Consider the following 25,823-nt stretch of genomic DNA (forward strand, 5'->3'; position numbering starts at 1 on the left):
TGATTACGGTTTAGCCGTTTCTATTTTTACGCCAACATCTTCAATTCCTGGCAGTGTATCATTCCTCATTGCCTGGATAAGGCCGATTTCATATTTTCCTTTGGACGGAAAACGGTAATTCAGCCGATATTGAAAAAGGGTTTCCTTAGTATCTCCGAATCCTGTTCCCAGCCATTCGCCATTAGGTTTGGCAAGAACATAATTCAATGTATCCGTCTCCTTTTTCTTATTCTGAAGATTGGTGAAATTGACAATAAACCTTATATTGCTGTAAGGGTAATCATTGTTATTTCTTACGACAAATATAATATTTTTAGGATTCTGCGGATCTGTAATCTCAAGATTAAATTTCTGTTCACTTTTCTTATTCCACTTATTATCAATGGAATTCATCTTAATATCTCCTTCCGGAGCATGACAGCTAAAGAAAAGGACAAGCGGTAATAATCCCAACATTTTACGCATTTCTGTCTTTTTTAGGAGGATATTTCTTTTTGAAGTTTTTCTTTGCCGGTTTTTTATCAGCACTATTGCTCACCTCTGTTTTTTCAGGCTGTGTTTTCTGCACCTTTTGCTGCTGTTGCTGAGGTTTAGGCTGTCGGTTACCGGACTGTGAATTAGGATTTTCAGACTTTTCAGGCCTGCTTTTTCTCTGGCCTTGATTCTGCTGATTATTATTATTCGGTTTGTTTCTGTTTCTGCTTTTCTTTTTCTCAAAGCGGTCAACATTATTCTCTTGAATCAGGTCAATGCTCTGGAAAGACGTTTCAGGCTGTTTCAGTTCTTCAAGAGGAAGCGCTTTTTCACCCCTTTTGTTTTTCGAAATCAGTTTTTTTACCAGGTCTATATCAAAATCATACCATGCGATAGAGTTTTCTACATAGGCAAACCACATTTTCTTTTTGAAAACGTCGATCTTAATACAGAAGGCTTTTCCTTTTTCTGTTTCCAAAGTGGTAGACGAAGGCGGGAAATCGTGCAGGGCATCCAGGTAACTGTCCAGCTCGTAATTAAGACAACATTTCAGCTTTCCGCACTGGCCTGCAAGCTTTTGCGGGTTGATACTGAGCTGCTGGTAGCGGGCTACATTGGTGTTTACGGAACGGAAATCCGTAAGCCAGGTAGAACAGCAGAGTTCCCTTCCGCAGGATCCGATACCGCCTACTTTAGCCGCCTCCTGCCTGAAACCGATCTGTTTCATATCGATTTTTGTTCTGAATGCAGCAGCATAATCTTTGATCAGCTGCCTGAAATCAACACGGTTATCGGCTGTGTAATAGAAGGTTACTTTTGAAGCATCACCCTGATACTCAACATCGGTAACTTTCATTTCAAGTCCGAGCCTGTGTGCGATTTTTCGGGCTTCTATTTTTACGCTATCCTCTTTTTTTCTGGCCTCCTGCCAGACTTCGATATCTTTTTGGTTAGACTGTCGGTATATTTTAAGTGCAGATTCTTCTGAAAATCTCTTCTTTTTCATCTGAATCTTTACTAATTCTCCGGTGAGGCTTACTACGCCTACATCGTGTCCCGGGCTTGATTCTACTGTGACTACACTACCTATATGTAACGGAATATTATTGACATTTTTATAAAACGATTTTCTGTCATTTTTGAATCTAACTTCTACAAAATCGCACCTGTTGGGAGCGGGGTTGTTGATGTTAGACAGCCAGTCGAAAACACTTAATTTATAACTATTACCACAGGTATTTACATTTTCACAGCCACTCGCGGTTTTCTTTGGTCCGCATGAATGGGCAGAATCGCCGGATGTTTTGCATCCACAACTCATATGTTATATATTTAATCTTGCAAATTTAGGATATTTTATTTTATCTCCTGAAAAAACTCAAATATTCGCCCGGATAATTGTTTAATGTTAAACATAATATATGTTCTAAAGATTTTTGCTTTTTAATTATCTGTTTTACAATTAGTTATAAATAGTGTTTTAAATATGTTATTTTAAACATAATTTTAATAATGGTTATTGTTTAAAAAATTAAGAAAGATTAACAGTTGTATGTAAAATAATTTTATATTTGACTTTATATAATAATAGTCTATGAAAAAATTAATAATATCAACGGCTTTGTTGGCGGGTGTTATGTCTTATGCTGGGGGCTTTAGGGTTTCCTTGCAGGGGGTAAAACAATTGGCAATGGCTCATACCAGTGCCCATGCTGAAGATGCGAGTGTTGCATTTTTCAACCCTGCCGGAATGTCTTTCATTCCTTCGAAACTGAGTATTGCTGCAGGAGGTTTTGCTGCAGGCAATAAAGTGACTTTCCAGAACCTGAATACACTGCAGAGCACACAGACGGATAACCCGATCGGGACGCCTATCTATGCTGCTGTAGCATATAAACCAATTGACAAATTATCCATTGGATTCAGCTTCTCCACGCCTTTCGGGAGTACCATTCAGTACCCGAATGACTGGGAAGGAAAAGAACTGGTGCAGAAGCTTGAGCTGAAGAGTTTTTACTTCCAGCCAATGATTTCCGTTAAAATGGCAGATTGGGTATCTTTCGGAGCCAGCTACATTTATGCTAAAGGAAAAGTAGACTGGGATAAAGCAGTGACTCAGTTTGGCGGTCAGGTAAACATTAATGACGAAAAAGCAAGCGGTCATGGGTATGGTTTCGGTTTCTATTTCAGGCCGGATCCTAAACTTGATGTAAGTGTTGCTTACCGTTCACCGGTAGATATGAAAGCGAAGAACGGAACAGCTACTTTTAGGTTCCCGTCACAATCTATCTATCCTCTTTTAGGACTGGACCAGTCAGGACAGGATCGTTTTACGGCTACACTGCCTTTAGTAGAAGAATATACGATAGGTCTTACCTATAAAGTAACCCCGAAATGGTTGGTATCTGCTGACTTTAATTACCACGGCTGGGAAAGGTATTCCAAGCTGACACTTGATTTCGATAAAGCCCCGGTAGGAAACCAGGCTGACCCTACGGTTTTGGTAGCACCTAAAAACTTCAGGAATTCCAAAACATTCAGATTGGGTACCCAGTATGCCTTTACAGATATGATTTATGGCCGTTTAGGAGCATATTATGATGAATCGCCTTATACTGATGATCATTTCATTCCTGAAACGCCGTCTTTCAATACTTATGTGGTAACTGGCGGGGTAGGCTTTAAGGTGAAGCAGTTCGGAATTGATGTTTCCGGAGGATACGCCATGCCTCAGGCAAGAGATGTTAAAAATTCCACTATCGGTCTGTATGGCCAGGCTAAGGCAACTGCATTCTATGCAGGGTTAGGTTTATCTTACAATCCTTTTTAATTGAAAACTATGAAAAAAATTATAATATCTACGATAGCTGTCTCAGCACTTCTTTTTACAACTAGCTGCGAGAATGACTTTGATACCGATGTGAAAGATATTGTCGTAACCAGTGGAGAAGCCAATTTCAAGACCTACGTTGCCCTTGGAAATTCCCTGACTTCAGGATACAGGGATGGAGCTTTATATCTGGATGGGCAAAATGAATCTTATCCTTCCATGATCGCTGCACAGATGAAACTTGCAGGAGGAGGAGACTTTAAGCAGCCTTTGATGCCAAACAATACCGGTGGATTTACAGGCCTGCCGGGATTTGCAGGTAAACTTACCCTTCAGCTGGTTAACGGGAGTCTGACACCGGTTCCGAGTGCTGCAGGAGCGGCTTTAGATAATGTTTCTTCCGGAAGGCCATATCAGAACATGGGAGTACCGGGAGCAAAGTCTTACCATTTGGTAGCACCAGGGTATGGTAGCCTTGCCGGCCTTGCTACAGGAACAGCCAACCCTTACTTCGTGAGGTTTGCTTCTTCTTCAACAACTTCTGTCCTGGCAGATGCGATGGCTCAGAGCCCTACGTTTTTCTCGCTCTGGATAGGGAATAATGATGTACTGTTTTACGCTGTTAATGGAGGAACGAATTCTCAGACGACAGGAGGTGTAACCACTTATACTGCAGCCACGGTACAGACCGGGACGGGAACAAGTCCGGCACTGTACAAGTCTAATGATATCTCAGACCCGACTGTAGTGGCCGGTTCCATCAAAGCTGTTCTGGATGGACTTAAAAGTGTTGGAAGTACCAAAGGTGTAATTGCTAATATACCTTATGTAACGTCAATTCCATATTTTACAACTGTTCCTTACAACCCTCTTACTCCTGCAGTACTGGGTTCCAATATTACCACACTGAATACGAGCCTTTATGGCCCGTTAAAGCAGGCGCTTACCGCTTTCGGGGCCGGGGACAGGATCAATCTTCTTTCTTCTACATCCGCAAACCCGGTTTTGATTAAAGATAATTCACTTCAGGATCTTTCCGCTCAGCTGACTGCTGCTTTAACGCCTTCCCTGGGACTGGCAACAGCAACGGCTTTTGGGCAGATTTACGGGCAGGCAAGGCAGGCAACGGCAGAAGATTACCTCCTTCTTACCACAAGTTCCGTAATCGGGACTACTGCTGCGGGAGTGCCTTCTCCGATAAATATCTATGGAATTTCTTATCCGCTGCAGAACCAGCATGTTTTAACAAAAACAGAAGCAGGTTATGTAAAAACGACCATAGATGCGTATAATAGTTCTATCAGGACACTTGCCGATACTTACGGGCTGGCTTTTGTAGATTCAAATGCTAAAATGCTTGAGCTTAACGGGAAATCAGGCATCACTTATGATGGTGTGAAGTATACGGCCTAAATTCGTGAGCGGGGGAGCTTTCTCTCTGGATGGTGTCCACCTTACCGGCAGAGGATATGCTTTTATCGCCAATGAATTTATCAAAGCAATTAATTCAAAGTATAAATCAACCTTACCGCAGGTAGATCCTAATAAATATTCGGGCGTTAAGTTCCCATAATATTGAGTTCTTAAAAACTTAGAAGCCACAAGAGTAATTCTTGTGGTTTTTTTTTAAATTTGCAAAATCTTTTAAAAAGTAAAAATGGCTGATCAGTTAACTTATCTATTTAGTACAAGAACAAGCAAGGACCTGGCAGAGAAAATTGCCGAACATTACGGGCAGCGCCTTGGTAAAATCAACTTTCAGGAGTTCAGTGACGGGGAATTTGAGCCTGTTCTGGATGATTCCGTAAGAGGGGGCAGAGTTTTCCTGATTGGATCTACCTTCCCGCCTGCAGATAACCTTCTTGAGCTTTTGCTGATGATTGACGCTGCAAAAAGAGCATCTGCAAAAAATATTACAGTAGTAATCCCTTATTTCGGGCTGGCAAGACAGGACCGTAAAGATAAGCCGAGAGCGCCGATCGGGGCAAAGCTGGTGGCTAATCTTCTTACTGCTGCCGGAGCTACCCGCATCATGACCATGGACCTTCACGCAGACCAGATCCAGGGGTTCTTTGAAATTCCTGTTGACCATCTCTATGCTTCTACGATCTTCGTGGATTACATCAGAAACATGAATATTGAAAACCTTACCATTGCCTCTCCGGATATGGGAGGAGCAAAAAGGGCTAAAAACTACGCCGGCCATTTGGGTGCTGACGTGGTGATTGCTTACAAAGAAAGAAAAAAGGCGAATGTTGTTGAGGAAATGTTCCTTATCGGTGATGTGGAAGGAAAAAATGTGATCCTTATCGATGATATGATCGACACTGCAGGTACCCTGTGCAAAGCTGCAGATATTCTGATTGAAAAAGGAGCAAAAAGCGTAAGAGCGATGGCTACCCACGGTGTTCTTTCAGGAAAGGCTTATGACAATATTGAGAATTCCAAACTGATGGAAGTTATTGTAACTGACTCAATTCCTGTGAAAAATAATTTGTCATCTAAAATAAAAGTGCTATCTTGCGCCGCATTATTCGCAGACGTAATGAAGATGGTGCATGAGCACAGATCAATCAGTAGTAAATTTATTATCTAATTGATTATTACAGGTTTGCAAAATAATTTTTGAAACAATTTTTTAAATTTTTATAAATGAAATCTATTACAATTCAAGGTACAAAAAGAGAAAGCGTGGGCAAAAAGTCTACAAAAGCTTTACGTGATGCTGAATTAGTTCCTTGTGTTGTTTATGGAGGTGGTGAGCCATTGAACTTCTCTGCTGAAGAGAAAGCGTTCAAAGGTTTGGTATATACTCCTGAAGCACACACGGTATCTATTGAGGTTGATGGTCAAACAATTCCGGCTGTTCTTCAGGATATTCAGTTTCACCCGATTACAGACAAAATCCTTCACGCTGATTTCTATCAGTTGGCAGAAGATAAGCCTGTAATTATGGAAGTTCCTGTAAGAATCACAGGACGTTCAAAAGGGGTAGTTGCCGGTGGTGTTTTACGTCAGTCTTTCAGAAAACTGAAAGTAAAAGCTATTCCAGCTAACTTACCTGATGAGATCGTTGTGGACGTAACTCCGCTAAGAATCGGTAACAAACTATACATCGGAGGGATCAAGACTGAAGGATATTCTTTCATGCACCCAGATAATGCAGTAGTAGTAGCTGTTAAGATGTCTAGAAATGCAATGAAGGGAGGAGCAGCAGCTCAGGATGACGAGGATGAAGAAGAAGGAGTAGAAGGAGAAGCTCCTGCAGCTGAAGAAACTGCAGCAGAATAAGAAATATCTTATGATATAATATAGGACCTGTCAATTCGTTGGCAGGTTTTTTTCGTTGGAGGTAAACGTGAAAGCAGATAGGTGATTTTGCTTCCGGCCATCGAATCTTTCTATCAACTGACAACAATCAGCCTCCTGCCTCATTCTCCCTTTCAGAAAAAAAGCCGTAAATTTGAAGTGTTCTAAATAAGGACGTAATATAAAATTGTAATAATGCTTGACATTCAGGAAATAAGAAATCAGTTTTCCATACTTAACCGGGAAGTGAACGGTAAACCTCTGGTTTATCTGGATAATGCAGCGACTTCACAGAAGCCGGATTCAGTTCTTCAAGTCTGGAATACCTATTATACAGAGCTTAATGCCAATGTGCATCGGGGTATCCATACCCTGAGCCAGCTGGCTACGGAAGAGATGGAGCTGTCCAGGAGAAAAATACAGAAATTCATCAACGCCAAACATGATTTTGAAGTTATTTTTACCAAAGGAACTACGGAAGGCATCAACCTGATCTCTTATATACTTACCCAAAAGCTGAAGGAAGATGATGAAATAGTTATCTCTTATCTTGAGCACCATTCGAACATTGTTCCATGGCAGCTGCTGTGTGAGAGGACAGGGTGCTAAACTCCGCGTGATCCCGATGGATGAAAACGGAGTGCTTCAGATTGGTGAGCTGGATACACTTTTCAATGAAAGGACAAAAGTAGTTTCCGTTAACCATGTTTCCAATGCTTTGGGCGTAGTGAATCCTGTAGAGGAAATCATAGCCAAAGCAAGAAAAAATACCAGTGCCTATATCGTTATTGATGGCGCGCAGGCTGCTCCGCACTTTACGCTTGATGTTCAGAAGCTGGACTGTGATTTTTACGTTTTTTCCGGACATAAGATGTATGCGCCTATGGGCACGGGAATTCTGTACGGAAAGCAGCAGATCCTTGAATCACTTCCGCCCTTCCACGGCGGTGGTGAAATGATTGCAACCTGTTCTTTTGAAAGAACCACCTATGCGGGGCTTCCATTCAAGTATGAGGCAGGAACGCCTAACGTCGGCGGGAATATCGCTCTGGGTGCAGCGATAGACTTTATCGAGCAGGTGGGGCAGGAAAATATTCAACAGCACGAAAATGCTTTGCTGGAATACGCCCAGAGAAAGCTTTTGGAGCTTGACTATATCAAAGTATATGCTGAAAAAGCAGTTAGAACCGGGGTCGTTTCATTTAATCTGGAGGGTGTCGGGATATCCTCTGATGTGGGAATGATCCTCGATAAAATGGGTGTTGCCGTACGGACGGGACATCATTGTACCCAGCCTATTATGAGCTTCTTTAACATTGCCGGAACCGTAAGGGCCAGCTTTGCTGTATACAATACATTTGAAGAAATTGATCTGCTGGTAGAAGGGGTGAAAAAGGCGCACAGGATGCTGGCTTAGAACTAATAAAACCTTAATTAAACGGATAAGATTTAAATAAAGATCTCAAGTATACAATAGAAGCCAGCTCTTTTGAACTGGCTTCTCAGTATCATAGGGTTTGTCCTATTGCCTAGTTAAAATAATTCCTTTGGCATCGGGAATCACTGTTTTGTATCCATCCGGACATTTAGAGACAATATCCATGTCCTGCATAAAAACAAGTTTCATTTGATTTAAATTATTAGAATCAGGGAAAGAAAGGTATACATAGCCTTTATCATTGCAGGCTGCATTACCTGAATAATACATCTGATATTTTTTCAAGCTCTTATCAAAAATAAATCCACTGAATCTAACATTTTCGTCTGAAAAGTTAAGAGTATTTACTAACTCTTGATTATTAGAATTTTTTACTAATAGTCTTCCTTTTAATAGATCCCAATATTTTCCAAACGTATAATCATTCTGCTTTTTAGTAAAGTGAAATTCATAAGTTCTGCCATCTGTATAAGTTCCTTTCCAGATCCCTACAAACTTATCTAATCTATTATTAATATCCTTAAGGTATACATAATCGGGGCAGTCAGGCTTATTTTCACATTGAGATAATTCATCTAGAGATATTGTTTGAGCCTTACAGAAAATCGAAGTACTAAATAGCATAAATAAAAATATATTTTTCATGACCAGATAAACCGCCATTTTAGGAGCATAATACTATTGCTTAGTCAAAACAATGTCCTTAGGAAAATTAACAGGGAAATCACCATGTTGATCAACATAGGCATTATATTGGCAATTGGGATCTACAAAACTCGGTTCATACTCAAAATGTAAAGTCATTTGATTATTAGTAAAGTTTATAATATCTAGATTTGCCTTCTTCATACACATATTTTGTGGATAAAAATATAATCTTTTCCAGTTTGTATTTTTAAGACTTATTCCCAGGCCTCTAAATTCCGAATCTGTATTGCTAAAGTTTGAAATCCTATCAATTTCAACAGTTCCATCAGCGGCAATAATTTTTCTTTCTCCCAAAATCTTATCCTGATAAATGTAATTAGAATCATCTCCTAATTTATATTTATACTTTCTTAAATCTAGGTATACCGTTTTACCATTCCAATTGCCTTTCCATAAACCAATATATTTATCCAGTTCTCCATCTAAATCTTTAAAATAAGAGCCATTTGGAGCATCTGATTTATTTTTGTTATTCAGGGGATATACCTGTCCTTTAAATTGAACTGCAAAAATCATAATCAATAATAATAGTATTTGTTTCATGACTTTAATCAATATTATTATCAAATATTTTTAAATAATCTATTGTTTAGTAAGGACTATATCTTTAGGAAAATTAACAGGAAAATCACCATATTGATCAACATAGGCATTATATTGGCAATTGGGATCTACAAAACTCGGTTCATACTCAAAATGTAATGTCATTTGATTATTGGTGAAATTTGTAATGTCCAGAGTAGCAATTTTATTACACATATTTTTGGGATAAAAATAGATTCGCTTCCAGTTTCCATTTTTTAAACTCATTTCCATTCCTATAAATTCCGAATTAGTATTATCAAAGTTAGAAATTCTATCTATCTCTACAGTTCCATCAGCGGCAATAATTTTTCTTTCTCCCAAAATCTTATCCTGATAAATGTAATTAGAATCATCTCCTAATTTATATTTATACTTTCTTAAATCTAGGTATACTGTTTTACCATTCCAATTGCCTTTCCATAAACCAATATATTTATCCAGTTCTCCATCTAAATCTTTAAAATAAGAGCCATTTGGAGCATCTGATTTATTTTTGTTATTCAGAGGGTATACCTGTCCTTTAAATGGAACTGCAAAAATCATAATCAATAATAATAGTATTTGTTTCATAATTTATTTTAATTAGGGCAATCGGTTTCCTTTCTATTTCCATTTTTTAGGGATAATTCAGAGTTACCGCTTGTGGTTGTTTTATATAATTTTAATCCGGTCATATTCATTTTATCAGACATGAATTTTAGAAATCCCGCTTCCAGTTTTTCCATATCATAAGATACGTTTCCGCTTACATTGCCTACACTTACAGCATCGCTTAACATACTACCATATTTAACATTTAGATTTTTAAATTCTTCTGCCGTATAATTGGGTAGAGCTGTAACATCAGTTCCATCAAAGTTAAAAGAATAATTGCCATTACTGGTAACTAACGTAAAAGTAAGATCATTTAAGGGAATCTTAGGATTGTTGGTTGCTACTGAATTCCAGTTCTGGGCCCAGACGATCCATTGATTGAATAATAGGATGTCGCCCGGAGAAAATATAGGATAGAGGCCATCATAATGAGAGTGCATTAGCGTAATTGTATTTGAAAATGCCTTTAAATTTACTTCCTGGGTGCCGGGCTTATTTTCAAGCAATTGGTTCTGTAAAGAGCCGTCCGGATTTTTATTGATCCTGTACCCACTTTCATGGTTGTCACCGGTTTTACTTTCGAGGGTAACAATATTATCTTTAAATGTAGCATTTGTTGTTTGTTTCTTAAGCTTTTCACAAGGATTTTTAGGATTCTGCGGGCTTGTGCTTCCGCCTCCTCCCGGATAAGGGTAGGTAGGCTGTTCTCCGCCTCCGTTTCCGTCTCCATCGGTGGACTCAGGAGGACAGGTAACAATATAATTGGTTTCCCAGTGCCCGGCATTAGATCCGTATTCATCTGCAGGATACCACATGGATACCGCAGAAATCTTGCACTCCGCCATTCCTTTACTTTCAGCTGAACTGTAAGGCTCTGATTTTACAGCTTTTCTTTCTTTAGAAGTAATATACCTCTGGAAGAATTTAATATGTTCCAGATCATGATCCTCCAGGAACCTGACGTGATCCCCATTTCTGGGAACCTGCAGGCAGGCAGCAACTTTTCCTCCTTCTGCCAAAGGAACAATTAAAAAGCTTTCATCAAAATTCCCCATGGTCATGGCATAATCCCATAAAGGTACAGCATTTCCTTTTTTAATCTCAGCTTCATGTTCAAAATAGATCTGCATTACATTTTTAATGTATTTTTCATCTTCTTTGAAAACACTTTTGGAATGGTATTCCTTAGAAGCCGGATCAGAAGCAGTATACATCTCATCATGGACACAGGAAAGCAGCAGGAGGCAAAAGGCCATCATGAAAGACAGCCAAGAAATTAATTTTCTCATCATAAGCATTAGTTTTTAATAGGTTAAATATAAATAATTTTTCTTACTCTACAAAAGTGTGAAAAAAAGGTACAGCATAAAAATCTGTTTTTGCATAAGTTTACCCTGAATGCGGGTAAACGAGATAAGAAAAATATTTTTATATTTGTTCATTAATACAAGATTCCATGACAAATTCTGTTGCCGAGAAAATAAGAAAGTTAAGGAAAGCCAAAGGCTTCTCCCAGGAGGATATGGCAGACCGGCTCCATATTTCCCAATCTGCCTATGCTCGCATAGAAAACGGAGAAAGCCATTCGTGGGCAGCCCATATCGAACGCCTGAGTGAAATTCTGGAAGTGAAACCGGAAAGTTTTCTGACAGATGAAACCAATAATTTCAGCAGTCTGGATCAATTAGGAGGATTTGCTTTTCAAAATGTAGGTACCATAACTACTATCAATTCTTTTCTTTCAGAAAAGCTGGTTGAACAATATGAGGAGCGTATACAGGAGCTCAAAGATCAGGTAGACTACTGGAAAGGCAAATCAGAAAGCAGTAAATAATAAAAAACGCGTGATCAAAGTATTCTGGAAAAGTAAATCTAATGATATGAAATAGAAAATTTTCAGAAATATGTACTTATTATATAGAAGCCCTTTTACTACTAATGAAAGGGCTTCTTATTATCTTAATCTGTGTGGTATTATACATTCGGTTTCCACTCTACCACTGCCCTGATAAATGCTTCCGCATTTTCAACAGGGATATTCGGTAAGATTCCATGCCCTAAGTTGGCGATGTAACGGTCTTTTCCGAAACGGCTGATCATTTCATGAACCATTTTCCTGATGGTCTCAGGGCTTGAGTGCAGCCTTGCAGGATCAAAGTTCCCCTGAAGAGTGATTGAGTTATTCGTCAGCTTCCTGGCATTTTCCGGCGTGATTGTCCAGTCTACTCCCAAGGCTGAAGCTTTGGATTGTGTCATATCCTCCAGTGCAAACCAGCATCCTTTCCCGAAGACCACCACATGGGTAAGCGGGCTCAGGGCTTCAACGATCTGGTTGATATACTGCCATGAAAATTCCTGATAATCTGCCGGGGAAAGCATGCCGCCCCATGAATCGAACACCTGTACTGCGGAAACGCCTTTCTCTACTTTCCTTTTCAGGTAAGCAATCGTAGTATCCGTGATTTTCTGGAGTAACAGGTGGGCAGCTTCAGGCTGCTGGAAGCAGAATGATTTGGCAATGTCAAATGCCTTACTTCCTTTTCCTTCCACGCAATAGCATAAGATGGTCCAAGGGGAGCCGGCAAAACCAATCAATGGGATTTCATTGTCCAGTTTGCGAAGCGTAAGTTCAATTGCATCAAAAACGTACCCTAATGTATCATTTACATCAGGAACTTCAATATTACGAACCTGTTCTGCGGTACGGATCGGATCTTCCAGCCACGGACCTACAGATTCTTTCATTTTGAAGTCAATGCCCATTGCCTGGGGAACCACCAGGATATCCGAGAACAGGATGGCGGCATCCAAAGGAAACCTGCGGATAGGCTGAACGGTGATTTCCGCAGCCAGCTCCGGAGTCTGGCACCGGGTGAAAAAGTCATACTGATCGCGCAAAGCGATGAATTCCGGCAAATACCTTCCGGCCTGCCTCATCATCCATACAGGAGGCCTTTCCACGGTTTCCCCGCGAAGCGCTTTTAAATATAAATCGTTTTTAATCATAATTGATCTTTGCTATAGTCTTAAAGGTACCCAACTTTCAGATGTGATTCTTAATCAGTTCCAGAACGGAAACAAGAGTGTTGCCCTGAGCCGTAAAAACAGGTTCTGAAGTCAGTTTCCTCAATTCCCGGGAAGTGGTTTCTCCGATAGAGAACAACATCACGCCATCCAAAGAGTTGTGCTTTGCAAAACTACGAACTCCACTCGGACTAAAAAAAACGGCAGCATGATATTTTTCACTAATCACAGGGTTAAGTTCTTCGGTATGATAAATAATTACCTTTTTGTATTTGATATTCTGAAGGGGAAGGCTGTCATCAAGGACATCCAGAGCCAGGTTTCCGCAGAAATGCAGGAACTTTTCATGCTGGCAGCAACTGATAATGAAACGGGAGAGGGCTTCGGCATTTTTCAGGACCTTAAATGTCCCGAAGCCATGCTTCCTCAGAGCTTTCTTTGTTTTTTCGCCTACACAGTAAATCCTGTTGTAGCTTTTGGATGTAAAATCCTCATTCGGCTTAAAGCCGTTGATAAAGAAAGCGTTTACGCCACTTGCACTGGTGAAAATCAGGGAATGGTTTTTCAGGTCGAATGACGGAATCGATACGGGATGGGTCTTAATCACTTCAATACATTCCACCTCAATATCTGCTCCCAATTCTTTGGATACAATATCAAGGTCAGTATTTTTAGTCAGTAAGATCCTCATGCGTTAAGGTTAAGGGTCAGCAATATCGTTAACTGGAATTTTGAATCCGGACCGGGTTTAAATATGATCCTTGATTTCAGCCATAAGTTCTTTGCCTCCGTTTTCAAGGACGATATTGGCAAACTTCTCTCCGAAGTTTTCCGTGTTATTATACTCAAAGCTTTCGTCAGTGGCAATATAGTTTTTGCCATCCAGTGAGCAAAGAGCGGCCTTAAAACGGATCTGGTCGCCGAGGATTTCTGCGAATGCTCCGATGGGTGCCGTACAGCCTCCTTCCAGAGTACTCAGGAAATTTCTTTCGATTTCCACACAGATCTGTGTAGGATGATGGTTGATTGTCTTTACAATCTCATTGATCTCTTTCTTTTCAGAGTGTCCTGCAATAGTAATTACGCCTTGTGAAGGGGCGGGAATCATGAGCGGAAGCATTTCGTAATCAATGTCCATCTTCATCCTTTTGATACCTGCAAGAGAAAGGATGGTAGCATCGAAATCCTGATCTTCCAGCTTCTGTAAACGGGTCTGGATATTGCCCCGGATATCTGAAAATGCCGCTCCCGGATAATTCCTCAGCCAGAATGCCCTTCTCCTGAGGCTGCTGGTGGCCAGTTTAAGCTCATGGAAGTCTTTATTTCTGGAAGATTCTTTACGAATCAGGACATCCTGTGGAAAATCCCTTTCCAGGTGCGCTACCAATTCAATGTTGTTAGGGAGTTGCGTTGGAACATCTTTCAGTGAGTGTACGGCAATATCTATTTCATCGTTCAGCAGTGCTACATCCAGGTCGCGGGTGAAAACTCCGGTGATCCCCAAGGCATACAATGGCTGGTTGAGGTTTTTGTCTCCGGAAGAAACAATCGGGACAATCTCAGTCAAATAATTGCTGTTCTGAAGGTGCCTCGCCACTTCTCTTGCCTGCCAAAGGGCCAGTGCAGAATTTCTGGTGCCTATTCTAATGCTTTTCATGGAATTCGTTGTTGGGTTGTTCAACTAATATTTCGTGCATTAATTTACTGATTTCTTCCGCTTTGAGAGGATTGTCAATGATGTATTTTGCAAAACGGTTGGTAATTTTCTGGATCATTTTATCAGAAAGTTCCATATCCGTGATGTTGATGTATTTGTTTTTCCGGTAGAAATTGTGCATTTCATTGCGCTCCATGTTTTTCAGGACCGCTTTGAAATGGTGGATGTTGGGGGCCAGCTTTCTCTTCTTTTCCCATTCAAGAAAATCCTTCATCAGTTCCTTGATGATTTTTTCGGCTTTTGGGATTTCCTTTTCCCTCTGCTGGATGGTTTCCTGGATCTGCTTGGAAAGTTCATCCACATCAATCAGGGTGACGTTCTTATTCTGAGTGACCTCCTTTTCCACATTATGAGGGATGGAAAGATCGATAACCAGCGTTTCCTTTCCGTTCGGGAAATGCGATTGGTTAACGATAGGATGCTTAGCACCGGTAGCCACAATGAGGATATCCGTGTTTTTAAGCTCCTTGTCAAAATCTCCGTAATCAATATGCGGGATATTGTATTTTTGAGAAATCTTTTCCGCTTTTTCCTGCGTTCTGTTGGCAATTTTTATTTTTGGCTGGTAGACATGCTTAACCAGGTTTTCTACAGTATTCTGCCCGATTTCCCCTACACCAAGAAGCAGGATGTTTTTTTCCGTGATTCTCTTCTGGCTGTTCAGGATATAGTGGACGGCGGCATAGGATACAGATGCAGCTCCGTTAGAAATTCCCGTTTCATTCTTGATCCTTTTAGAAATCTGGATGGCAGCATTGATAGCGCGCTCCAGGTAAGGGTTGGAGTTTTGGCGTTCTTTTTTAAACCGGTTGTATGCCTTTTTTATCTGGCCTATGATTTCAAAATCCCCGATGATCTGGCTTTCCAGTCCCGCGGCCACCCTGAAAAGGTGAATGAGGGCCTCCTCTTTAGTCAGGATATTCGCAAACTGAAGGAAATCCGTGATATTAACCCCGATGGTCTTGCAGTATTCTTCCGCTACCAGAAGGTAATTGGGAGTAGTGGTGTAAATTTCGGTTCTGTTACAGGTAGATACTACAAAAGCATCTCCTAAATTTTCATCGTGAATACGGTTGACGAAACTTTTAATATTTTCATCAAAAAAAGCAAATTTACCACGCGTTTCTACATCAGCCTTTTCATAGCTTATAGAAAGCACGGCAAAATTAGCAGTTTGATGGATGTTGGAATACTGTAACATAAGCAGGGCAAATTTACGGTTTTTTTAATAAACACCATTCTGAAACTGTGTATGATAATTATCGTGAAAAACTATAAATTCAGTGTTCATCGTATTCTGCTTAGATCAAGGAATAATTCTATTGAAATATTGCATAAAAAATTAGCCAAAATTTAATAAAATTTTAACCAAATTACTCTTGCATATAATTTTATGGCTTGTCTTAAATTTATATCTTTGTAATTCTTAAAAATCAGAAGGAAAATATGAGTTTATTCGATATGTTTACGCAAGAAATTGCGATAGACCTGGGGACTGCCAATACCCTCATCATCCATAATAATAAAATTGTTATAGATCAGCCGTCCATTGTAGCCATTGAACGTTCTACCGGAAGGCCTATTGCAGTGGGGGAGCAAGCAAAGCACATGCAGGGGAAAACTCATGAGGATATCAAGACGATCCGCCCGCTGAAAGACGGGGTAATCGCTGATTTCCATGCTTCTGAGCACATGATTAAGGAGTTCATCAAAAAAATTCCCGGGATCAAAGGCAAATTTATCCAACCCGCCCTTAGGATCGTGATCTGTATTCCTTCGGGAATTACTGAAGTGGAAAAAAGAGCGGTAAGGGATTCTGCACAGAAGGTAAATGCCAAAGAGGTCCGTTTGATCTATGAGCCAATGGCTGCTGCGATCGGGGTTGGTATAGACGTTCAGAAACCGGAAGGAAATATGATTATCGACATAGGCGGAGGTACTACTGAAATTGCCGTTGTGGCTTTGGGAGGTATTGTCTGTGATAAGTCTGTAAAGATCGCCGGAGACGTATTTACCAACGATATTGCCTATTATCTGAGAACACACCACAACCTGTATATCGGGGAAAGAACAGCGGAAAGGATCAAAATTGAAGTTGGTTCCGCCGTTGAGGATCTGGATGTGGATATTGAAGATATCCCGGTACAGGGTAGAGACCTTATTACAGGAAAACCAAAAGAAATTATGGTTGGGTATAAGGAAATTGCCCGTGCCCTTGACAAATCCATCATCAGGATTGAGGATGCCGTTATGGAAACACTGTCCCTTACGCCGCCTGAACTTGCCGCTGATATTTACAAAACAGGTATTTACCTTGCTGGTGGAGGAGCTTTGCTGAGAGGCCTGGCAGACAGGCTGCACAAGAAGACAGGCCTTCCTGTTTTCGTAGCGGAAGATCCGTTGAGAGCAGTGGTGCGCGGAACAGGGATTGCGCTTAAGAATATGGATAAATTCAACTTCCTGATCAAATAATTTTAACTTTTACGACTCTTTATCGGAATGGGATTTTTGCTGAGATTATTTTCGAAGAATGCTCTTTTTGTCTTCTTTATATTTCTGCAGATTATTGCTCTGGTTCTGATATTCTCTAAAAACGCCATGCAGCAATCCTGGATTGCAGGGCAAACGGCGGCATTCAACTCCTGGGTATCCGGATATATTGATGAAGGGGTTTCCTATCTGAAGCTGAAACAGATCAATGAAGATCTTGTCAAGCAGAATAAGGCACTGATGACCCAGCTTTATGGGAAAGAAGGGGCCAAAAACCCGGTATTCAGGAAAGTTCATGATACATTGGGAGGAGGGCAGATCTATACTTTTGTTGATGGAGAAATCGTTTTCAACAGCATCAACAGGAGAAATAATTACTTTACCATTAACCGGGGAAAAAGGGATGGCGTGTTTCCGCAGATGGGGGTCATTGCCCCTAAAGGAATTGCCGGGATCATTATCAATTCCACCGATAGTTATTCCCTGGCCCAATCCGTTCTAAGCGTCAATAAGATCAGGATCAATGCTGCTCTGAAAAACTCAGGGTATTTCGGGACGTTAACATGGAACGGAGATAATTCCCGTGTCATGCATCTTGCCGATATTCCGAAATATGTGGCGGTAAAAGTCGGAGATTCTATAGTTACTGACGGGAAATCAGCTGTTTTTCCTAAAGGTGTAATGATTGGTACCGTAGCCGGGTACTCAGTAGACAATAAAACCGGATTCTGGGACATTTCAGTGGAACTGAGTGAAAAAATGGGGGCTCTGAGCAAAGTATATATTGTTAAAAACCTGAAAAAGGCAGAGGTGCAGAAAATTCAGGATACCATGCAGGCGGTAATAAAGAAAGAAAATGATTAGCAGGACATTATTTACGGATATTTTAATCATGGCTTTTCTTGTGGCACTACAGATTTTTGTGCTGAACAGGATTACGCTCTTCGGGAAGTATACCCCAGTGGTATACCCTGTATTCGTTATGTTCTATCCTTTCTTCAGGAATAAATTCCAATTTCTGGCCCTGAGTTTCCTTATAGGACTCAGTATAGATGCTTTCCTTTATTCATGGGGGATCAATGCTTTCGCTACCACACTGATTGCTTACTTTAGAACTTTGATTTTCAGGACTTCTACCGATACTTCAACCGATTTCTTTTCTTTTCAGTCCCTTCTGTGGGCGCAATTTTTGCTGTTTTTATTTTCAAGCATATTTTTACATCAGCTTCTGGTACAATATATCGAGTTCTTTAAGCTGAGCCGTTTTTTTGAAATATTATTCAATGTTGTGATCACGAGTGGGATTTCATTTGTGTTTATTGTTATATATGCATTAATATTTAAAGTCAAGCAGAAAGTGTGAATACACGGTATTTGAAAATTTTTTCCGCCCTTCTCGTTATTGCTCTTATATTTATAGCAAGGCTTGCCTATTTGCAGCTTTTTACAGACCGCTATGCGCTGAATGCTGCCAATACATCCATTAAAATTGAATACATTATTCCGCAAAGAGGTGTAATCTTTGACAGGAATGGAAAGATTATGGTAGGTAACCAGCCTGCCTATGAAATTTCTTTTACCCAGGCTCTGATGAAGCCTGATTTTGATACCGTGGCCTTCTGTAACCTCATGAAGATCAGTAAAACTGATTTCATCAACAGGATCAACACCATCAAAAAAGAAAAATATTATTCCAAACTGACCCCGATGCCTTTTATAAAGGACCTCAGCAGGGAAGATATTGCCAGAGTGCAGGAAATTATTTTTAAATATCCGGCCTTCAGCATCGTTTCCAGGCCCCAGCGCCAGTATGAAGTTTCAACTTCCGGGAACCTTCTGGGCTATACAAGTGAGGTAAATGAGCGGGATATTAAAAAAGATTCAACCTATTACCTTCCCGGAGATTTTATCGGTAAAACAGGGATCGAAAAATCCTACGAAAAACAACTTCGCGGAATCAAAGGCATGAAATACATCCAGAAAGATATCCGCCTCAGAAATATCGGGTCTTATAAAAATGGGACTCTGGATAAAGATGTCGTTACGGGAAAAGATATTACACTTACGATCGATTACGATCTTCAGCGTATGGCTGAAGAGATGCTGGTCAATAAGCATGGAGCCATTGTAGCCATTGATCCGAATACGGGCGAAATCCTGACCCTCGCTACGGGACCGGATATTGACCCGAACTTATTTACAGGGCCTAACAAGTCTAAAAATCTTTACGCTCTTTCAAAAGATACCCTGTACGAAAACAAGCCTACATTTGACCGTTCATTACAGGCTGCCTATCCTCCAGGATCGACGTTTAAGCTTCTTACAGCACTTGCAGCCATGCAAATGGGAGTTATGGATGAAAATACAATATTCCCCTGTGGCGGAGGTTTCAGTTACAGAGGGCTGAGAATTAAAGGCCATGGTGGTGCAGAGCCTCTGATCCCTTCCATCCAGGTATCCAGCAACTGTTATTTTTCTTATGCTTATCTGGCCATCCTGAATAAATATCCAGGCAATCCATCCAAAGGGGTAGATGAATGGAAAAGTATCCTGAACAGTTTTGGAGTAGGAGAATTTCTGAATAATGATCTCGCAGTAGGAGCCAGAGGGAGAATTCCTTCCGGTGAGTTCTATGAAAAAAGAATGCAATCCATCCTCAAGGCAAGCGGTTCAAAAAAAGATTATAAAAACTGGGATCCGTTGGCTACCGGTGCGGTTTTTAACGGAATGGGGCAGGGTGATGTGCTCGTAACGCCGCTTCAACTGGCCAACTATGTGTCAGCCATTGCCAACAAAGGATGGTATTATACCCCTCATATTGTAAAAGCCATTGACGGGAAAAAAAATCCTGATCCGAGATTTACCAAAAAACATAGAACGCTGGTTGATCCTAAACATTTCGATCCTGTACTAAAAGGAATGGAAGCCGTAGTACTGCGGGGAACGGCACACGGGTTGAAATCCAATGATTTTACCCAGCTGGCCAAAACGGGAACTGCACAGGTGCCACAGGGAAAGGATAATTCGATCTTTGTACTGATCGCTCCTGCCGACAAACCTAAAATTGTAGTTGCCGCGGTAATGGAACACGCAGGCTTTGGTGCGACATGGGCAGGACCAGCTTGTACAGTAATTGCAGAAAAATATATTACAGGAGACCTGAAAAGAGAGCACCTGTACAAAAAGATGGTAACGTCCAGCTTTATGCCGGAATATAAGCGGCAGTGGATTTCTGACCTTAAGCGCAAAGGCCTGTATGTAGAGCCAAAACTGGATTCTGTAAAGCAAAAAAAGATTCAGGACAGCCTGAATTATATTAAAGAACAGAAAGCCAAGTTGCAGAAAGCGATTACCGACGAAACCAAAAATATTAAAAACACAAAACCGGCGCAACGATGAAATGGATGGAAGGAATAGATAAATTGGGGCTCGGGCTGTATTTCCTGCTGTGCATATTCGCTATTGCCAACATTTACAGTGTCGACCAGAAACTGGGAGAAAAACAGCTTGTTTTTTTCTGTATATCAATATTTGTAGGCATCGTAAATTTTTGTCGGGAGAAGCAAGTTCTTCGAAAATATGTCCGGGATCATCTATATTGGAGGAGTACTCCTCCTGATTGGGCTTTTTCCTTTCGGGAAAGAGATTCTTGGGCAGAAGAACTGGTATAAATTCGGCAGCTTTACCATGCAGCCGGTAGAATTTGCCAAGATAGGAACAGCGCTTATGCTTTCCAATTACGTATCCGGACCTGAATTTAACCTCAGCAATAGAAAATCACTTTTAACTTCACTGGCCATCATTGGAATTCCGGCAGTTGTGGTACTGGCCATTCCGGATGTGGGATCAATGCTGGTATTCATTGCTTTTTTCATTGCGTTATATCGGGAGGGGCTGAATGGCTTATTATTCGGAATCGGATTCCTTTTCGCCTTTGTCTTTCTCATCTCTCTGGCAGTACCGCCATTGTACGTAGCGATTGCTATCGTCGCAGTAATAGGAGGCTGGATTGCGATGAATTATTATAAAATGTCATGGAACGTCATTTCGATTTCCGGGATTGCCGCTTCAGTTCTGATCTTATGCGGACTGGCATTTGGCTCTCCATATATTCTGGAGAAGCTGCCGAAGCATCAGAGGGAAAGGATTGAGGTCTTGTACAAAGGGGAAAAAGCATTTCGGGATACTTCAGGATACAACCTCCTGTATTCGAAAACGGCAATCGGTTCCGGAGGTCTTTGGGGTAAAGGATACCGTGAGGGTTCCGTTACCCAGGGAAAGTTTGTTCCTGAACAGGAAACCGATTATATTTTCTGTACGGTAGGGGAAGAATGGGGCTTTATAGGGAGTGCTGTACTGGTTCTTTGTTATATGGTATATATCGGAAGAATCTATTACCTCGCAGAGAATCAGAAATCCTCATTTAACCGCGTTTTCGGATATTGCTTTGCTTCCATACTGCTGATGCACTTTTCCATTAATTTAGGCATGGTTATGGGGCTTTTTCCTACGGTTGGTATTCCGCTCCCTTATTTCAGCTACGGAGGAAGCTCGCTGCTTGCCTTCTCGATGATGACATTCATCTTCTTTAAACTGAACTACTCAGATAAAAACAGTCTGGTTTAAACGTAGCCTGTAAAACTATGTAGTTTAGGTGCTATTCCCGATTGTAAAAACCATAATTCCCTATTTACCATGAAAGAATCCTACTTTTCAGATCAGGAATTTAAAAATACGGGTGCAATAGAATTGCAGAAAGGTGAATATGATTATTGCATTTTCCGGCAGGTAAATTTTGAATATGCGGACCTTTCAGGATTCCGTTTTAATAACTGTCAGTTCATACTTTGCAATATAAGCCTTGCCAATCTTTCCGGGACCGTTTTCAGTGATGTTGTTTTCAATGAATGTAAGATGCTCGGGCTTCATTTTGATCAGTGCAATCAGTTTGCCTTATCAGTGGCTTTTAATTCCTGCCTGCTTCATAATGCCGTTTTTTATAAAACATCTTTAAAGAATACTGTATTTAGAGATTCTGTCCTTATGGAGGCTGATTTTTCAGACTGTAATCTGGGTGGAGCAGTATTTGCCGGGTGTGATCTTTCCGGTGCGGTTTTCGACCATACTAACCTTGAAAAGGCCGATTTCAGGACCGCTGTGAATTACTCCATAAATCCGGCGGTAAACAGGCTTAAAAAAGCCAGATTTTCGCTTTCCGGCATATCTGGTCTGCTGGATACTCTGGATATTGAAATTGACCGTAATAACTAGGGTAGTGTTCAGGGTCAGGTATTATATCTTGTTGGGTTAAAAATGATCCCAACGTTATAAGTAATTTAATCAAAAGAAAAACCATCACGATCGTGATGGTTTTATATGTAAATCAGTAATCTGTTATTAAAAGTTAGTACGGTTAGAGGTTGGCGTTGTTGCCGCCAGGTTAGCATTGTAAGCCTCTCCGTTTTCATTGATGATTCTTTTCCCGAATCTGTATTTTGGACCCCAATACGAATCATTCAGCGACGAAATCATGACTCCCTTTGATGTAGCAGCATGAATAAACTTCACTTCACCATTTTCATCTACACTTTCTACGATTCCTACGTGAGAGATTCTCCTGCCGTGCGAAAAGAAAATAAGGTCACCTTTTTGAAGGTTCTCTTTTTCAATTTTCTCTCCTTCTTCAGCCTGGGAAGCAGCAACTCTTGGTAAGCTCAACCCTGCAGCGGCACCGAATACGGAAAGTACAAATGCAGAGCAGTCGATCCCGTTTCTGGTCATCCCTCCATATCTGTAGGGAGTTCCTATATAGGTCGCAGCCTCAGAAAGGATACCGTCGATTGTTTTATTGTGCTTGATTGCTTTGGCAATTTCAGAATTTTTGATGGAATTTTTAGCATTGGCTATAGTAGCTGCCTTCTCTGCAAGAAAAGAATCAATGAGTCTCTGCTTGTCAAGCTCCATTTTCTTAGTATCAATAGAGACAAGTTTGGCATCTGTTTTGTATTCTTTATTGTAAGTTGCTGGTTTTGATACTACATAATTAGTTACACAAGATTGTAATGAAACGGTAGAAACAAAAGCGACTAAGTAAAACAAAACTCTTTTCTTCATATATATTTGATTATCCGTGTTAGAAAAAGGAATATTTATTTTCAAATGCAACACAAAAATATGTATTCCTTATAGAAGGACTTTAATATGAGTATTTTTGCACTTTGTTTTTAACACATTTTAACATATTGTATAAGTATGTTAAAGAAAAATAAACCGCTTTAGGCTATTTTTAGCTTATATGCGGTTTTTTTTATTAAGATTCTTTAACAAAATTAATACGGGATCTTTATCAACAGGATTTTATATCATTAACGCTCTTTTTTTATTCACTTTTTATAAAACAAAAAACTCTCCGGACTTTCCGGAGAGCTAACTAATATGGAACTTTACAAACGTTATCTTGTAAATAACATTTCTCTATACTTGGTCATTGGCCAAAGCTCATCATCTACCATCATTTCCAGCGCATCTGAAGCTTCACGGATTACATCGAATAAAGGCTTCACCTGGTTGCAGTAAGCTTCAGCCTGAGCCTGGCTGTCAGATATTGCTTTTGCAGCTTCTCTGGCCTTAATAAGGTCTTCAACCCCTAGTTTGATGGTCGCTACATTTTCTGAAATGCTGGTGATTAAACTCATCTGTTCTTTTGCCAATGGCTTGAATTCAGAATCTCCGAAAATGTCCTTCAATCCTTTTACATTTTCAATCAGCCTGTTCTGGTAATTCAGTGCAGATGGTATGATGTGGTTTCTGGCGATATCGCTCAACACTCTGGCTTCAATATCAATAACCGTTGAATATTTTTCTAATTTGATTTCGTTTCTCGCTTCTACTTCCCTGTGCGTAAATACTCCTATTTCTTCATACAGGTCAAGGAATTTCTGGTCCATTTCTTTTTTAAGGGCCTCCGGAGTGGTTTTAAGGTTATTAAGCCCTCTCTTTTCAGCTTCTTCCGCCCATTCGTCAGAATACCCATCTCCTTCAAACATAATGTTTTTACACTGTTTGATGTATTCTCTTAACACATTGAAGATCGCTTCATCTTTTTTCAGTCCGCTTTCAATTAATGCATCTACTTCTTTTTTGAACTCGGTAAGCTGTTTTGCGGCAATTGTATTCATTACCGTCATGGATTCCGCGCAGTTGGCAGAAGATCCTACGGCTCTGATTTCAAATTTGTTCCCCGTGAATGCAAATGGCGATGTCCTGTTTCGGTCTGTATTATCCAGAAGGATTTCAGGGATTTTTCCTACAACATTCAGTTTAAGGTCTGTTTTCTCTTCAGGGGACAGTTTTCCGCTTTTTACCTTTTCAAGTTCTTCAAGAACTCTGAATAGCTGGCTTCCGATAAATACGGAAATAATTGCCGGTGGAGCTTCGTTGGCACCTAATCTGTGATCGTTGCTCGCAGAGGCGATACTTGCTCTTAAAAGGTCTGCATATTCGTATACTGCTTTAATTGTATTTACAAAGAAAGTAAGGAACTGCAGGTTCTTTTTAGGGTTTTTTCCCGGGCTTAAAAGGTTTTCTCCCGTATCGGTAGCCAGAGACCAGTTGTTATGTTTTCCGCTTCCGTTTACTCCTGCAAAAGGTTTTTCATGGAATAGGATATGGAAATGATGTCTGTGTGCAATTCTAGCCATGATATCCATCAATAAAGAATTGTGGTCTACCGCAACGTTCACCTCCTCAAACATCGGGGCCAGCTCAAACTGGTTAGGCGCTACTTCGTTGTGTCTTGTTGTTACCGGAATTCCCAGTTTCATACATTCCACTTCGAGTTCCATCATGAAATTCATTACTCTCGTAGGAATAGATCCGAAGTAATGGTCATCCAGCTGCTGTCCTTTGGCCGGAGAGTGGCCTAAAAGGGTTTTCCCTGTAAGAACAAGATCCGGACGTGACTGATATAAGGCAGAATCAACAAGGAAATATTCCTGCTCCCAGCCTAATGTAGGTGTTACTTTTGTTACATTTTTGTCAAAATACTGCATTACTTCCGTTGCCGCTTCATCTACTGCATTTAGGGCTCTTAAAAGAGGCGCCTTATAATCCAGGGTTTCTCCTGTGTAAGAGATGAAAATAGAAGGAATACAAAGGGTGGTTCCCATGATGAATGCTGGGGAAGTAGGATCCCAGGCTGTATATCCTCTTGCCTCAAAGGTATTTCTGATACCTCCGTTAGGGAAAGAAGATGCATCCGGCTCCTGCTGGATCAGCATGCCTCCGCTGAATCTTTCAATAGCTCTTCCCCCTTCAATAGGACTGAAGAATGAATCATGCTTTTCTGCCGTACTTCCCGTTAAAGGCTGAAACCAGTGCGTATAATGGGTCACTCCTTTGCTCATGGCCCAGTCTTTCATCGCTACTGCTACCTGGTCAGCAATATGCCTCTGGATTTTTGTGCCTTTTTTAATGGCATCCATGATTGAAGTAAATGCTTCTTTTGTCAGGTATTCTCTCATGGTTTCTTCCGAGAACACATTCTGGCAGAATAACTCTGATAATTTGGCAGGTACCTCAACAGAATTATCTCTTCTGAAGTCTTTAAAAGGTAAGGTTTCTAACGCTTTGAATCGTAAAGTTGACATATGAGT

21 protein-coding genes and 3 pseudogenes are annotated in these 25,823 nt (G+C 40.5%); 12 read left to right on the top strand and 12 right to left on the bottom strand.

Features of this window, described 5'->3' with window-relative positions:
• Nucleotides 1-3 precede the first annotated feature (3 nt).
• Both QE404_RS17240 and QE404_RS17245 read right to left on the bottom strand, forming a co-directional pair.
• Nucleotides 4-456 carry a gliding motility lipoprotein GldH gene (locus tag QE404_RS17240; protein ID WP_307452581.1) on the bottom strand — a complete coding sequence of 151 codons (453 nt, stop codon included), beginning with the start codon at nt 454-456 and terminating at the stop codon, nt 4-6.
• A 1-nt stretch (nt 457) separates the two neighbouring features.
• Nucleotides 458-1,795: a PSP1 domain-containing protein gene (locus QE404_RS17245; RefSeq protein ID WP_307452583.1), complete on the bottom strand. Its 1,338-nt coding sequence runs from the start codon at nt 1,793-1,795 to the stop codon at nt 458-460.
• Between the two features lie 273 nt (nt 1,796-2,068).
• On the opposite strand from QE404_RS17245, the gene QE404_RS17250 reads away from it, so the two are divergent.
• The 5 genes and pseudogenes from QE404_RS17250 (at nt 2,069) to QE404_RS17270 (ending at nt 8,030) form a co-directional block, all read left to right on the top strand.
• Nucleotides 2,069-3,304, top strand: coding sequence for an OmpP1/FadL family transporter (locus QE404_RS17250; protein ID WP_307452585.1), 1,236 nt, complete (start codon nt 2,069-2,071; stop codon nt 3,302-3,304).
• 9 nt (nt 3,305-3,313) lie between these two features.
• Nucleotides 3,314-4,877, top strand: a pseudogene (locus QE404_RS17255) (G-D-S-L family lipolytic protein).
• A gap of 84 nt (nt 4,878-4,961) precedes the next feature.
• Complete coding sequence (locus QE404_RS17260; protein ID WP_307452589.1) at nt 4,962-5,900, top strand: ribose-phosphate pyrophosphokinase; 939 nt, start codon at nt 4,962-4,964, stop codon at nt 5,898-5,900.
• A 56-nt stretch (nt 5,901-5,956) separates the two neighbouring features.
• On the top strand, nt 5,957-6,595 hold the full coding sequence (locus QE404_RS17265) for a 50S ribosomal protein L25/general stress protein Ctc (RefSeq protein ID WP_307452591.1): 639 nt from the start codon (nt 5,957-5,959) through the stop codon (nt 6,593-6,595).
• Between the two features lie 213 nt (nt 6,596-6,808).
• A pseudogene (locus tag QE404_RS17270) lies at nt 6,809-8,030 on the top strand (cysteine desulfurase).
• 105 nt (nt 8,031-8,135) lie between these two features.
• Here the strand turns inward: QE404_RS17270 and QE404_RS17275 are convergent.
• Genes QE404_RS17275 through QE404_RS17290 form a run of 4 tightly spaced genes read right to left on the bottom strand, consistent with a single transcriptional unit; the run spans nt 8,136 to nt 11,230 of the window.
• Nucleotides 8,136-8,696 (bottom strand): DUF6705 family protein, encoded by a 561-nt coding sequence (locus QE404_RS17275; RefSeq protein WP_307454030.1) that lies wholly within the window; start codon nt 8,694-8,696, stop codon nt 8,136-8,138.
• Nucleotides 8,697-8,729: 33 nt separating this feature from the next.
• Complete coding sequence (locus QE404_RS17280) at nt 8,730-9,302, bottom strand: DUF6705 family protein (protein ID WP_307452595.1); 573 nt, start codon at nt 9,300-9,302, stop codon at nt 8,730-8,732.
• A 39-nt stretch (nt 9,303-9,341) separates the two neighbouring features.
• Complete coding sequence (locus tag QE404_RS17285) at nt 9,342-9,914, bottom strand: DUF6705 family protein (RefSeq protein WP_307452597.1); 573 nt, start codon at nt 9,912-9,914, stop codon at nt 9,342-9,344.
• A gap of 8 nt (nt 9,915-9,922) precedes the next feature.
• The gene (locus QE404_RS17290) at nt 9,923-11,230 is read right to left on the bottom strand and encodes a hypothetical protein (RefSeq protein WP_307452599.1); all 1,308 of its coding nucleotides are present in this window, start codon (nt 11,228-11,230) and stop codon (nt 9,923-9,925) included.
• 164 nt (nt 11,231-11,394) lie between these two features.
• On the opposite strand from QE404_RS17290, the gene QE404_RS17295 reads away from it, so the two are divergent.
• The gene (locus QE404_RS17295) at nt 11,395-11,772 is read left to right on the top strand and encodes a helix-turn-helix domain-containing protein (protein WP_307452601.1); all 378 of its coding nucleotides are present in this window, start codon (nt 11,395-11,397) and stop codon (nt 11,770-11,772) included.
• A 140-nt stretch (nt 11,773-11,912) separates the two neighbouring features.
• Here the strand turns inward: QE404_RS17295 and hemE are convergent, their stop codons facing one another.
• From hemE to hemA, 4 genes are read right to left on the bottom strand one after another with little or no spacing between them, the layout of a single operon-like run.
• Nucleotides 11,913-12,944: a uroporphyrinogen decarboxylase gene (hemE, locus tag QE404_RS17300; RefSeq protein ID WP_307452602.1), complete on the bottom strand. Its 1,032-nt coding sequence runs from the start codon at nt 12,942-12,944 to the stop codon at nt 11,913-11,915.
• Between the two features lie 37 nt (nt 12,945-12,981).
• A complete protein-coding gene (locus tag QE404_RS17305) occupies nt 12,982-13,653 on the bottom strand; it encodes a uroporphyrinogen-III synthase (RefSeq protein WP_307452604.1) in 672 nt (223 codons plus the stop codon).
• Nucleotides 13,654-13,710: 57 nt separating this feature from the next.
• Entirely contained in the window at nt 13,711-14,619 is a 909-nt protein-coding gene (gene hemC / locus QE404_RS17310) for a hydroxymethylbilane synthase (protein WP_307452605.1), read from the bottom strand.
• Nucleotides 14,606-15,880 (bottom strand): glutamyl-tRNA reductase, encoded by a 1,275-nt coding sequence (gene hemA / locus QE404_RS17315; RefSeq protein ID WP_307452607.1) that lies wholly within the window; start codon nt 15,878-15,880, stop codon nt 14,606-14,608. The genes hemC and hemA overlap by 14 nt, the downstream gene beginning before the upstream one ends.
• Nucleotides 15,881-16,125: 245 nt before the next feature.
• Here hemA and QE404_RS17320 point away from each other — a divergent pair, with 245 nt between their 5' ends.
• The 6 genes and pseudogenes from QE404_RS17320 to QE404_RS17345 all read left to right on the top strand — a co-directional run bounded on the left by QE404_RS17320 (nt 16,126) and on the right by QE404_RS17345 (nt 22,440).
• Complete coding sequence (locus tag QE404_RS17320) at nt 16,126-17,151, top strand: rod shape-determining protein (protein WP_027381028.1); 1,026 nt, start codon at nt 16,126-16,128, stop codon at nt 17,149-17,151.
• A 27-nt stretch (nt 17,152-17,178) separates the two neighbouring features.
• A complete protein-coding gene (mreC, locus tag QE404_RS17325; protein WP_307452609.1) occupies nt 17,179-18,033 on the top strand; it encodes a rod shape-determining protein MreC in 855 nt (284 codons plus the stop codon).
• Nucleotides 18,026-18,532: a rod shape-determining protein MreD gene (locus QE404_RS17330; RefSeq protein WP_307452612.1), complete on the top strand. Its 507-nt coding sequence runs from the start codon at nt 18,026-18,028 to the stop codon at nt 18,530-18,532. The genes mreC and QE404_RS17330 overlap by 8 nt, the downstream gene beginning before the upstream one ends.
• Nucleotides 18,529-20,568, top strand: a complete 2,040-nt coding sequence (locus QE404_RS17335; RefSeq protein WP_307452613.1) for a peptidoglycan D,D-transpeptidase FtsI family protein — start codon at nt 18,529-18,531, stop codon at nt 20,566-20,568. The genes QE404_RS17330 and QE404_RS17335 overlap by 4 nt, the downstream gene beginning before the upstream one ends.
• Nucleotides 20,565-21,795: pseudogene (gene rodA, locus QE404_RS17340) on the top strand (rod shape-determining protein RodA). Before QE404_RS17335 ends, rodA begins: the two are co-directional and overlap by 4 nt.
• Nucleotides 21,796-21,864: 69 nt before the next feature.
• On the top strand, nt 21,865-22,440 hold the full coding sequence (locus tag QE404_RS17345) for a pentapeptide repeat-containing protein (RefSeq protein ID WP_307452617.1): 576 nt from the start codon (nt 21,865-21,867) through the stop codon (nt 22,438-22,440).
• A gap of 126 nt (nt 22,441-22,566) precedes the next feature.
• Here the strand turns inward: QE404_RS17345 and QE404_RS17350 are convergent, their stop codons facing one another.
• On the bottom strand, nt 22,567-23,283 hold the full coding sequence (locus QE404_RS17350) for a C40 family peptidase (protein WP_307452619.1): 717 nt from the start codon (nt 23,281-23,283) through the stop codon (nt 22,567-22,569).
• A gap of 338 nt (nt 23,284-23,621) precedes the next feature.
• Entirely contained in the window at nt 23,622-25,817 is a 2,196-nt protein-coding gene (locus QE404_RS17355) for a glutamine synthetase III family protein (RefSeq protein WP_307452621.1), read from the bottom strand.
• Nucleotides 25,818-25,823: the final 6 nt, after the last annotated feature.

The organism is Chryseobacterium camelliae (genome assembly GCF_030818575.1).
GTDB lineage: Bacteria > Bacteroidota > Bacteroidia > Flavobacteriales > Weeksellaceae > Chryseobacterium > Chryseobacterium camelliae_A.

Bases quoted from the DNA above. Each gene is read 5' to 3' on its own strand.
- QE404_RS17285 (WP_307452597.1), bottom strand. From the start codon at position 9,914: ATGAAACAAATACTATTATTATTGATTATGATTTTTGCAGTTCCATTT.
- hemE (WP_307452602.1), bottom strand. From the start codon at position 12,944: ATGATTAAAAACGATTTATATTTAAAAGCGCTTCGCGGGGAAACCGTG.
- QE404_RS17290 (WP_307452599.1), bottom strand. From the start codon at position 11,230: ATGATGAGAAAATTAATTTCTTGGCTGTCTTTCATGATGGCCTTTTGC.
- QE404_RS17330 (WP_307452612.1), top strand. From the start codon at position 18,026: ATGATTAGCAGGACATTATTTACGGATATTTTAATCATGGCTTTTCTT.
- QE404_RS17295 (WP_307452601.1), top strand. From the start codon at position 11,395: ATGACAAATTCTGTTGCCGAGAAAATAAGAAAGTTAAGGAAAGCCAAA.
- QE404_RS17320 (WP_027381028.1), top strand. From the start codon at position 16,126: ATGAGTTTATTCGATATGTTTACGCAAGAAATTGCGATAGACCTGGGG.
- mreC (WP_307452609.1), top strand. From the start codon at position 17,179: ATGGGATTTTTGCTGAGATTATTTTCGAAGAATGCTCTTTTTGTCTTC.
- QE404_RS17245 (WP_307452583.1), bottom strand. From the start codon at position 1,795: ATGAGTTGTGGATGCAAAACATCCGGCGATTCTGCCCATTCATGCGGA.
- QE404_RS17355 (WP_307452621.1), bottom strand. From the start codon at position 25,817: ATGTCAACTTTACGATTCAAAGCGTTAGAAACCTTACCTTTTAAAGAC.
- QE404_RS17260 (WP_307452589.1), top strand. From the start codon at position 4,962: ATGGCTGATCAGTTAACTTATCTATTTAGTACAAGAACAAGCAAGGAC.
- QE404_RS17350 (WP_307452619.1), bottom strand. From the start codon at position 23,283: ATGAAGAAAAGAGTTTTGTTTTACTTAGTCGCTTTTGTTTCTACCGTT.
- hemA (WP_307452607.1), bottom strand. From the start codon at position 15,880: ATGTTACAGTATTCCAACATCCATCAAACTGCTAATTTTGCCGTGCTT.
- QE404_RS17345 (WP_307452617.1), top strand. From the start codon at position 21,865: ATGAAAGAATCCTACTTTTCAGATCAGGAATTTAAAAATACGGGTGCA.
- QE404_RS17280 (WP_307452595.1), bottom strand. From the start codon at position 9,302: ATGAAACAAATACTATTATTATTGATTATGATTTTTGCAGTTCAATTT.
- QE404_RS17265 (WP_307452591.1), top strand. From the start codon at position 5,957: ATGAAATCTATTACAATTCAAGGTACAAAAAGAGAAAGCGTGGGCAAA.
- QE404_RS17240 (WP_307452581.1), bottom strand. From the start codon at position 456: ATGTTGGGATTATTACCGCTTGTCCTTTTCTTTAGCTGTCATGCTCCG.
- hemC (WP_307452605.1), bottom strand. From the start codon at position 14,619: ATGAAAAGCATTAGAATAGGCACCAGAAATTCTGCACTGGCCCTTTGG.
- QE404_RS17250 (WP_307452585.1), top strand. From the start codon at position 2,069: ATGAAAAAATTAATAATATCAACGGCTTTGTTGGCGGGTGTTATGTCT.
- QE404_RS17275 (WP_307454030.1), bottom strand. From the start codon at position 8,696: ATGAAAAATATATTTTTATTTATGCTATTTAGTACTTCGATTTTCTGT.
- QE404_RS17305 (WP_307452604.1), bottom strand. From the start codon at position 13,653: ATGAGGATCTTACTGACTAAAAATACTGACCTTGATATTGTATCCAAA.